Annotated in this window: 10 protein-coding genes and 1 pseudogene; 6 read left to right on the top strand and 5 right to left on the bottom strand. The window is 54.0% G+C overall.

Annotation, left to right across the window (positions count from 1 at the left end):
- Both NW828_RS13245 and NW828_RS13240 read left to right on the top strand, forming a co-directional pair.
- Positions 1-399 (top strand): annotated as a pseudogene (locus tag NW828_RS13245) (starch synthase); the annotation flags it as partial.
- Between the two features lie 45 nt (positions 400-444).
- Complete coding sequence (locus NW828_RS13240) at positions 445-1065, top strand: hypothetical protein (RefSeq protein ID WP_414350843.1); 621 nt, start codon at positions 445-447, stop codon at positions 1063-1065.
- Here the strand turns inward: NW828_RS13240 and rsmD are convergent.
- From rsmD to NW828_RS13225, 3 genes are read right to left on the bottom strand one after another with little or no spacing between them, the layout of a single operon-like run.
- The gene (gene rsmD, locus NW828_RS13235; protein WP_414384352.1) at positions 1062-1613 is read right to left on the bottom strand and encodes a 16S rRNA (guanine(966)-N(2))-methyltransferase RsmD; all 552 of its coding nucleotides are present in this window, start codon (positions 1611-1613) and stop codon (positions 1062-1064) included. The genes NW828_RS13240 and rsmD overlap by 4 nt on opposite strands.
- Positions 1614-1622: 9 nt before the next feature.
- Positions 1623-2510 (bottom strand): Sll0314/Alr1548 family TPR repeat-containing protein, encoded by an 888-nt coding sequence (locus tag NW828_RS13230; RefSeq protein ID WP_414384350.1) that lies wholly within the window; start codon positions 2508-2510, stop codon positions 1623-1625.
- A gap of 39 nt (positions 2511-2549) precedes the next feature.
- Positions 2550-3317 (bottom strand): HEAT repeat domain-containing protein, encoded by a 768-nt coding sequence (locus tag NW828_RS13225; protein ID WP_414384348.1) that lies wholly within the window; start codon positions 3315-3317, stop codon positions 2550-2552.
- 341 nt (positions 3318-3658) lie between these two features.
- Here NW828_RS13225 and NW828_RS13220 point away from each other — a divergent pair, with 341 nt between their 5' ends.
- On the top strand, positions 3659-4273 hold the full coding sequence (locus tag NW828_RS13220) for a Uma2 family endonuclease (protein ID WP_414384346.1): 615 nt from the start codon (positions 3659-3661) through the stop codon (positions 4271-4273).
- Positions 4274-4467: 194 nt separating this feature from the next.
- Complete coding sequence (locus NW828_RS13215) at positions 4468-5082, top strand: Uma2 family endonuclease (protein ID WP_414384344.1); 615 nt, start codon at positions 4468-4470, stop codon at positions 5080-5082.
- 157 nt (positions 5083-5239) lie between these two features.
- On the opposite strand, the gene NW828_RS13210 is transcribed toward NW828_RS13215, so the two are convergent.
- Positions 5240-7888 carry a phospholipase D-like domain-containing anti-phage protein gene (locus tag NW828_RS13210; protein ID WP_414384343.1) on the bottom strand — a complete coding sequence of 883 codons (2649 nt, stop codon included), beginning with the start codon at positions 7886-7888 and terminating at the stop codon, positions 5240-5242.
- A gap of 102 nt (positions 7889-7990) precedes the next feature.
- Here NW828_RS13210 and NW828_RS13205 point away from each other — a divergent pair, with 102 nt between their 5' ends.
- Positions 7991-8506, top strand: coding sequence for a nucleotidyltransferase domain-containing protein (locus NW828_RS13205; RefSeq protein ID WP_414357407.1), 516 nt, complete (start codon positions 7991-7993; stop codon positions 8504-8506).
- Complete coding sequence (locus tag NW828_RS13200; protein WP_414384341.1) at positions 8466-8915, top strand: HEPN domain-containing protein; 450 nt, start codon at positions 8466-8468, stop codon at positions 8913-8915. Before NW828_RS13205 ends, NW828_RS13200 begins: the two co-directional genes overlap by 41 nt.
- Before the next feature lie 21 nt (positions 8916-8936).
- Here the strand turns inward: NW828_RS13200 and NW828_RS13195 are convergent, their stop codons facing one another.
- Positions 8937-9146: a hypothetical protein gene (locus NW828_RS13195; RefSeq protein WP_414384339.1), complete on the bottom strand. Its 210-nt coding sequence runs from the start codon at positions 9144-9146 to the stop codon at positions 8937-8939.
- Between the last annotated feature and the right edge of the window lie 132 nt (positions 9147-9278).

The following is a 9278-nucleotide window of genomic DNA, read 5'->3' as shown; positions in this document are numbered from 1 at the left end:
CGCTATGGGTGTGTGCCCATCGTCCGCCGCACGGGGGGGCTGGTGGATACGGTCAGCCACCACATCCCCAGCAAGGGGATCGGCACCGGCTACTGCTTTGACCGCTACGAAGCCCTGGACTTTTACACCTGTCTGGCGCGGGCTTGGGAAGCCTTCCAGCACAAAGAAACCTGGCAAGCGCTGCAGAAGCGGGGCATGGCCAGTGATTTCAGTTGGCACCGCTCAGCGCTGGAATACCTGCGCATGTATGAGCTGATTCTCAACCTACCGCTGCTGCCGGAAAAGCCTCCAGAGCCACCCAACTCGCCCAGCTCCTCTCCGCCCAAGCTCAAGAAGCCCATCTCCTCCCAGCCTCGCTCCAAAGGGATCCCTGAGCTGCAGCAAAGGCACGAGGAGTAGGGTAGAGTGGAACGGGTCAAAAAAGGTTTTGGGGGTTACCCGCACATGATTGGACGACGTCCTACTGTTGCTTCCCAAGGCTGTCGCCAGGACGCCATCGCACAGGGGCTCAGCCTTCTGCGCCGTTCTTGGGCGCGGTTGGTTTTCGGCGTACTGCTCGGCCTTGTCCTGGGCATGGGCTCCACCTTCTGGGCCACTGCTCAGCAGCTCCCCACCGGGCAACAGCTTATTCCCAATCCGCAGCAGTTTCGCGCCCTAGAGCAGCCCAGCAGCGCCCTCAGCGCATTGCGAGCCGAACAACTGGCCGCCGAAGCCAATGCCGCCATCCAAGCGCAAAACTACGACCAGGCTGTCGAGCTGCTGCAGCAGGTGTTCAACGCCTACAACCAGCGCTCCAACTACCACCAAGATCTCTCCCGCGCCTTCGCCGGGATCCAAAACCGCATCTCCGAAGAACAGCGGGAGCTGGCCCGTGTTGCCGCCCAAGCCCGGGATCAAGCCGCCTACGATTTGGCCGTGGTCTATCGCGCCGCCGGGCGACCGGAAGAGGCTGTGGGCTGGCTGATCCAGGTCATCAACAGCCAGGGCCCAACCCGCGAGCTGGGCACCCAAGCCTATCAGCAGCTCTTGGAAATCGGCTTTGTCAGCACCCCCTTTCCCAGTTAGAGCTGCTCTTCCAGATGGCGATAGAAGGCGAGGGCCGTTTGCCCATAGGTTCGTTGGTCAAAGCGCAGCAGGGATCCCACCTGTTCGGGTAGGTCATGGCCGCTGCGATGCTCGACGATCAAGGTTCCGCCTGGCTTGAGCAAGGGCGGGATCAGGGGCAGGAGCGGGGCGTACAGACCGGCCTCGTAGGGAGGAGCAAAGTACACGTAATCAAATGGCTCCAAGTTCAGGCCGCGGCTGAGCAGCTTGCGGGCATCTCCCTGAATGACCTGGAAAGATTGCCCCAGCTGCGCCACCTTGGCCCAGTTGGCTCGGATGATGCGGCAGGCAGGGGCGGCAATCTCGATCCCGGCCACAAAAGCGGCCCCCTGACACAGAGCTTCTGCTCCCACCGTACCGGCCCCACAGCACAGATCCAGCCAGCGACAGCCTTCCACCTGCCCTTGCAAGATGTTGAACAAGGCCTGCCTCACCCGGCCAGGTGTGGGTCGAGTGCCCAAGCCAGCGGGAGTTTGCAGCGCTCGTTTGCCGCTGATGCGCAGGCTCATGGGATCCCTTCAGGGGCTAGGCGTGGCCGGCAACTGGCCGGTCAACCCACTGCGCTGGGCGGCGCGATCCCGCTCCATCTGGATTTGCTCCACCAAAGGTTGGGGCAGTTGGGCGGAAGCTTGCAGGGCCTGATCGAAAAGGGGGACGGCCTCTCGGTCTTGCCCTTTGGAAACCAGAATTTGCGCCTTGAGGTAGTAAAGCTCGGGGTTGTTGCAGGAAGCAGCAATGGCCCGATCCACCGCCTCCAGCGCCTCGTCAAAGCGCTGCATATCCCGGTAGGCCAGAGCTTGGCCGCGGTAGGACAGATAGTCAGGCGCTGCCATCCGAAACTGATTTAGAGCCTTCTCCCGGTAGGTCAGCAGCAAATCCATGTAGCCGTTGAGCAGATTGAGCTCCGGATCGCTGCTGTCCACTGCTTGGGCGGCCCGAATGGAAGCAAACAATTGATTGAGGGTGGGCAGAGCTTTGGGCAAACCGATGACCACCCCATCTCGCACCACTATGTTGGCTGCCTCCAGCCCATAGCCCACGCCCTCATAAAGGTTGCCCCGCAGGGGATCCGTCTTTTTCAACTCGGCGGCCACCTGTCGGGTTTGAGTGGCCAACTGGGCAAATGCTTCCAGGTCTCCCTCCTGATAAGCTAGCGCCGCCAACAGGGCATAGACCATCGGCTCTTCGGGGGAGGCCTTCTTGGCCATTTCCAGTTTTTCCCGGCTCTGGCTGTAGCGGCCTGCACAGAAGAACTCTTCAAAAGCTGCCGCCACCTCCGGTCTGATGGGGCGGGCATTGTCCCCGCTGCGGAAGGGATCCTGCGCCCAAACGGGCAGAGCGGATCCCCACACCCAAAAAATCACCCCCAGCAGTTTGCCCAGCCTGCTCATTTTGCCGATACTCATCCCCAGTGCCTCAACTCCCACCCCCATCTAACCCTCTCTTCAGCGCAGCAGTTGGGCAATCGAAGCAATAGCGGCATCTTGAACCAACTCATTGGGCTCATAGGCCAGAAGATCGTGCAAGGGACCCAAGGCGCGCGGATCTCCAATTTGGCCGAGGGCACGGGCCGCCGCCTCCCGCACCACCGGCTCATCGTCCGCAAGCTTGGTCAGCAAAGCCGGCACCGCCTCCACCACCCGCATTTGCCCCAACTGGTAGATGGTTTGCAGTTGAGCCTCCAGAGGGGTTGCTGCCGCTGGGAAAACAGAGCTGTACATGGAAATGCCCGCAGAACCGTCGGAGGAGTAGCCGCCATAGGCCATCGAGATGGCCGAGAGAGCCTGCAACGCCTCTAGGGCACGAGATCGCTCTGCCCCGCTCATCTGGGGCAATTGAGCCACCAGATCATCAAAAGCTTGCTGCAGAGGATCGACAGCCGCAACCTGTTGGGCAATGCGAGTTAATTGGCGATCCGCCTGCACCTGCTGCCAAGACTGGAACGCTGCCAGACCTGCCACTATCAAAGCCGCATCGGCCAGAATGGCCAGCAGCGCCATTCCTCCCCAAATCTTGCTGCGACGGCTGAGCCTTCGCATTTGCTTATCCACATAGACAAAGGCTTGGTGCTGCCGTTCCCAAAAGTCGGGGGCCACCTGCAGAGTTTGAGCGCTCAGATCGGGAGACAGAAGGTTTTCCTCGCGGGCTACCTCCAGGCTCTGTAGCCTCTGATTCAAGCGAGAAAATTGTTTCGTCCAGAGCCAAGTAAACATCAGGTCACGTCCTCTCTCCAAGCCTGCCAATGAGAACCAAGTCCTGCTGACACGACATCATGTGGCCTGTGCTGGCATCTAATCTAGCGTCAGGCAAGGTTGGCCCACTTTCCCTCGCGATCCCAGGGGGGAGCCTATGCGACAGGATAACAAAAGCGTCAGCTCCCCACCACCGGTCTTTACCCCAGAATCGCAGGATACCTCTCATCATGGAGAGGCCGACGAAGGATACAGAGAGGTTGGCTGCACTTGCGACCGAGAGAACCCGAAGGCCACCGCGTCGAGCTTCTCGACACCCGGCTGACCGCTTGATCCATTCTGCCGCTGCCTGAGGAGATGCCATGACCACTGCCCTCGCCCCCCGTAAAACCCACACTTCAGAGGAATACTTTGCCCTGGAAGCTGAATCAGAGGCCACAGGCGGGATCCGCCGTGAATTTCGCAATGGGGAAATTATTGAGATAACTGGCGGCACACCCATTCATAGCCAACTGATTACCAGTGTCAATGCCCTACTTTGGCTTAAGCTAAGAGGCAAGGGTTTTTCCGTTTTTTCTAGTGATCTCAGACTTTACATACCTGCCTTCGAACAATATGTCTATCCCGATGGTATGGTGATCCAAAACCCAGTTCAGCTTAAAGAAGGGCGCAAGGATACTGTCACTAACCCTATCTTAATTGTGGAAGTGCTCTCGCCTGCCACCGAAAGCTACGATAGAGGAGCGAAGTTTGCTGCCTATCGCTCTCTCCCAACTTTACAGGAGTATCTGCTAATTGACCAAGCTCGAATCAGTGTAGAACACTACCGCTGCCAGGGAAATGTCGAGTGGATCTTCAGGGACTACCATGCCCTGGATGATGTTGTTACGCTGCCATCTGTCAACATCACTTTTTCCCTGGCAGACATTTACGGTGATATTGAATTAGAGCAAGATTCAAATGCAACACGCTCCTGACAAGAACCTACTCCCCCACTTGAAACGTAGATGAGGCAAGTTGGGAATGCCTGAAGTGATTCTGCTAGATATCTATATCCGGCTCTGGCTAGGGTTACACGGCTATGCCATAAAAGACTATTAAAGGATGAGATGGGCGACAATGTTTGCAGAAGTATCTAGGGCGTTTTAACTCATTCAAGGGAGGAAAAACTATGACTGCTACCTATGCTGTTTCTTCTAAGCCAATGACTTTTGCTGAGTTTCTGGAGTGGAAACCTAACAGACGATACGAACTACACAACGGAGTTGCGGTTGAGATGCAACCCACAGGGAAACATGATGAAATCAGTGGTTTTCTTGCCATCGAATTGGCATTAGAAATCCGCAGGTGCAACCTCAACTATTTTCTAGGTCGGGACACCTTGATCAAGGCGCCGGAAGGCGATACTGCCTACACTCCTGATGGGGTGGTGATTGACCGTACCGCCTTGGCCAGAGAACCCCTGTGGCAGAAATCCTCGACGCTCATCCACGGAACCTCTATTCCTCTTGTCATTGAAATTACCAGCAACAACTGGCGAGATGACTACTGGCATAAGCTGAGTGACTACGAGACGTTAGGTATTGCCGAATACTGGATCGTTGACTACCAAGCGTTGGGGGGTCGTCGGTACATTGGCGAGCCGAAGGTTCCCACAATCTCGGTTTTCCAACTGGTCAATGAGGAATATCAGGCGCAATTATTTCGGGGCAATGACCGGATTCGCTCTAAAGTTTTCCCTGAATTAAACCTCACGGCTGAGCAGATTTTTCGGGCTGGAGCCTAGCATGGTCAAGGCACTTCCGCCCGTATTAACTCGTGGTCAGAGGCAACTTTTTCCAGCCCATTGGCAGAAGCATATCGAATTGGCTGATATATGGCTACCACCCTTCTGAAAGACGTTCCACAATATCCCGACGGGACAACACCTTTTCGCAGGTCTCCTATCTTGGGCCTTTGGGTTCAACTGTGCTTGCGTAGCGCAGCTCAAAAGCGTTGGCCTGTTTCTTGCGCTCTGTAAACTCCTGCAATTTGGCCTCCAGAGTTTCGATATTCTCAATCCACTCATCTTCGATAGTATCGGGCAAAGAACCGAACAAGTCGTAGCGATCTTTCATCCGCTGAGAAAGCACCTCGTATACCTTTTCGTCGTGGGTACCGTGGTACACCAGGTTGAGCATGTCCACACGGTCGCGGGTCTGACCAAAGCGCTTGATCCGCCCGATGCGCTGCTCTAGGCGGGAAGGATTCCAAGGGAGATCAATGTTGATCAGCGTGCCCAAAGTTTGGAGATTCAGACCTTCACAAGCAGCATCGGTGGCCACCACCAGCCGAATGGTACGCTCTCGCACGGCTCTCTTGATATCTTCCCGCTCTGCGCTCCGCCATTCTCCGGCAAAAAACAAACCCGACTTGTGGGCGCCTGCATAGAGAGCCACACTTTCTTGAGGCAGACGTTGGCTCAGGTTGTTGGCCACCCAATGGGCGGTATCAAAATACTGGCTGAAAATGATGCATCCCAAGTCCAGCCAGTGTCGTTCCTGTAGGAAATAGAGGACGGCATCGAGTTTGGGATCCGTGCTCTTTTGGCTCAAGACGCTAACAATGCGCTCCAAATGGGCATATTCTGCCTCTAAAATCTCTGGAAGGTTGTCTAACAGCCAATCTTCTTCTCCGTCCTCCTCAAAAAAACGCCGCTTTTCCAGTAGTTTCTGAGCCGTAGATAGGCCGCTGGCAATACTGGAGCAGATCCGGCTTTGCATGATGCTTTTCATAAACCCAGCGGATTGGGTACGCTGTCTCAAAGCCCTAGCAAAATCTTGGGCAGCTTCATAGGCCACATCAAATTCGGGAGAAGTGAGCAAACCCAGCCCACAGAACATGGGCAATTGCTCTCCCTCGCTCGGCCAAATATCGACGGCAATCCGCTCAAGCAAGCCCAATTCTTCCAAGGTAGAGCGTTTTCGCAATACGGTATGGCGCAGAATTGGGTTGTGTCGCTGGAAAAAAGTCAGCCCCTGTTGGCGCTCTTCCAGGGCATCTCGCAGTTCTTGGCGGGTGAAGTCCTCCAATTCCGTCAGGGGCTTATCTGTGAAGTGTTGACCTTTGAAGAGCTTCAGATCGCTGCGGATGTGGTCAAACAAGGGATCCTCAACAGATGGCGGCAGAGGATTGCGGAGCAAATTCCAGGCAAAATGCTCGTCGGTCACTGCTTGTTGTCCTGTCAAGATGGGCAGGATCCTTTGCGTCTGCTGCCACAACTGCTGATGCCGTCGTCCCAACACATGCTCGGCACCGCTGTTGAGCACTCCCAGCAGATCCCACAGTTCCTCAACATGGGTTTGGATGGGGGTGGCTGTGCCCAAAAGGACGTGCTTGGACTGGGTGGCCGCCTTGCCCATAAAGTCCAAGAGATTGTTGGGTTTGGGATCCCTTACCGTGACACCACGGGTACAGCGGGCGCGGTGGGCCTCATCCAGGACAATCGTGCCAAAGCATCGTTCCAAAAGGCATTGGGCTTCGGGGGCATTGTGAAAGATGAGACCCGTAGAAACAATACCAATTTGATAGGGGCAACGGCCAATACCTTCAGCACCCTTGGTTTTGATGATGTGCCCATTGGCATCTTGCCATACCTTGCGGTTGGAGAGCCACACAGCAGAGGGAATGCCCAGTTTATCTTTGAGTTCCACTTGCCACTGCTGGCAGAGGGTAGCCGGACAAAGAATTAAGGCTGGCCCATCTTCCAAAAGGCACGCCACCATCGCCGCAACCGCCAAAGACAAGGTTTTACCCAGCCCCACTTCATCTGCCAGAATGAGTCGCACTGCACCATACAGCTCTCGGTGTTCCAGGAACATTTCCACAAACGACTGCTGCCATGGTTTGAGAACCTCACCCCGGCGATAGAGAGGGGCTTCCACCAATGCGGCTCCAGGAACATCGACAGGTTGCAAGTCTTGAAGAAATACCTCTACCTTGCGAGATAATCGCCCCACCTCTTCCACAATCGCTTCTGGCAGAGGAACACTCCGTTCCCACAGGTACTGAAACTCCGCTTCGACCCAAGCAACCCCTTCTGGCGACTGGTCTTCCCAGACAATTTCGTAATGCTCTTGCCATCCCTGCCGCGTTTCGTTGAGGCTGCCGATAAAAGCAGATTTGGTGCCATCTCTTGCCTCAATAACACCTGCTTTGCCGTGGAGAAAGGGGGCATCTGCGGCTGACACCACTCGCACTTCCACTTTGCCGCTTTTGAGGATTTCGTAAAGTTGACGGTAGCGGGGGCGCTGTAATAGGCTGGTGATCAATTCTCCTTTCTCTTCGTTCCATTTTTCTTTGAGCGCCATTTCTCTGGCCTGGCGGGAAGCTTTGCCGATGGCAATATCCCAGGGATCCAAGTCGCTGTTACAGACGATCTGCACCTGCTCGATGTGTGTAATCTCTTCAGTCACCAATTCAAAAATAGAAGAGCGAAAGTACCCAGCAATGCGCTTGTAGGTGCGTGCCTTTGCCAGGCGATCTTTGAGAAAGACATGGCTGAGCCGCTGCTGGCGGGAACTGAAACGGCGTAGGAAAGAAGTGCTGGACATGGCGGGCTGGGGTAAAATTGTAACAATACTCTAGCCTTAAAATGAGCAGCCGAAGGCGCAAGCAGCGTCTTTGCAGAATAAGCTGATCAGCGCAAGGTAGCCATGTCAACCGTACAAGAGTCTGCAGGCTTTCAGGGCAGAGAGAAGCGCAGCATAGGAATATCCGAAGCACAAGCGCGGCTTATTCAAGAGAAAATTCAATCCGTCTTTGGCTCGGATCTGTGGGCTATTGTTGTCTATGGATCCCGCGCCAATAATTCATGGGTTCACGGCTCTGACCTCGATTTATTAGTAATTGCAGAGAATATACCCGATTGCAGAAGCAGAGATGACTTACTGCTTCCTACCTGCAGGGATCTAGAAAAACTTCTTGGCTTGGAGATAAACTTTATCTTGCTAAAGCCCACAGAGCTATGCAGGCCAGCCAGCTTGACTTATGAAGTGGCTACCAACCACCACATCATCTATGAAAAGCAGAACTGCATCACGCAGATCAGGGATATAGTCAATCAACTCATCTGTGACAGTTTAATTACGTATAAAGTATGCCGGGGGATCCCCTATTGGGTGAATAACGATGAGAAAGAAATTAGCAAAAGACTACTATCAAAGGGCTAATTATCGCATCCAAGCGTTGTCATTCTTCTATGAGGTTGGCGATTACGCTGATGTAGTTCGGATGTGCCAAGAAATTATTGAGTTATTCATCAAAGCTTGCCTAATCATTAAGGGAATAAACTACGGCAAAACCCATGACCCTGGTGGCCAAGTAGCAGAAAATAGAGAACGGTTCCCAGAGCTTTCTGACGAGGAAATAGCCTTGCTGGAAAACATATCATTTGAGATGCGCAAAGATAGGGAGTTGGCTTTTTATGGAGCTGTAGATATTGTCCCCTTGGAATACTACAAACAAAAAAATGCGGACAAGGCTATAGCTTATGTTAACCAAATAAAGTCGATTGTTGAGAAATACTTTAACTCAGATGCTGAGCTTGAAGGAAGCCCTGACAATACAACTTGTGAGTGAGTTAATCCTATAACTTCTTCTTCAACCCAAGCGTTCATTTCTGATAAGGGCGAGCAAGATCCCGGCGGCTGAGGACTCTTCTGGATAGCGGTGTTCTCGCTTGCGGGCAATGTATTGACAAAAAGCCACCAAATCATCCCGGCGCATGTGGTAGCTGGGTACCAAAGACCGCAGGTGTTCCATCACCTCATCGCTATCCGCCTCTTTCTGCAGTTCGTAGAGAGCAAACAAAACGGCTCGCAGTGCTGAGCGGCCAAATTCGCCCTCAAAGCTGCTCTTCTTGAAGTCTAGGTCGTGTTGATCTTATGTTAGGATAGAGAGAATAATTTATAGAGGAAAGAGGATGAAGTTGGTTTTTTTAGA

Source organism: Synechococcus sp. W55.2, from assembly GCF_047461635.1.
Classification (GTDB): Bacteria; Cyanobacteriota; Cyanobacteriia; order Thermostichales; family Thermostichaceae; genus Thermostichus.
This window is presented reverse-complemented; position numbering and strand designations above follow the sequence as displayed.

Coding starts and splice junctions, on each gene's coding strand:
- NW828_RS13240 (WP_414350843.1), top strand. CDS start 445: ATGATTGGACGACGTCCTACTGTTGCTTCCCAAGGCTGTCGCCAGGAC.
- rsmD (WP_414384352.1), bottom strand. CDS start 1,613: ATGAGCCTGCGCATCAGCGGCAAACGAGCGCTGCAAACTCCCGCTGGC.
- NW828_RS13230 (WP_414384350.1), bottom strand. CDS start 2,510: ATGAGTATCGGCAAAATGAGCAGGCTGGGCAAACTGCTGGGGGTGATT.
- NW828_RS13225 (WP_414384348.1), bottom strand. CDS start 3,317: ATGTTTACTTGGCTCTGGACGAAACAATTTTCTCGCTTGAATCAGAGG.
- NW828_RS13220 (WP_414384346.1), top strand. CDS start 3,659: ATGACCACTGCCCTCGCCCCCCGTAAAACCCACACTTCAGAGGAATAC.
- NW828_RS13215 (WP_414384344.1), top strand. CDS start 4,468: ATGACTGCTACCTATGCTGTTTCTTCTAAGCCAATGACTTTTGCTGAG.
- NW828_RS13210 (WP_414384343.1), bottom strand. CDS start 7,888: ATGTCCAGCACTTCTTTCCTACGCCGTTTCAGTTCCCGCCAGCAGCGG.
- NW828_RS13205 (WP_414357407.1), top strand. CDS start 7,991: ATGTCAACCGTACAAGAGTCTGCAGGCTTTCAGGGCAGAGAGAAGCGC.
- NW828_RS13200 (WP_414384341.1), top strand. CDS start 8,466: ATGAGAAAGAAATTAGCAAAAGACTACTATCAAAGGGCTAATTATCGC.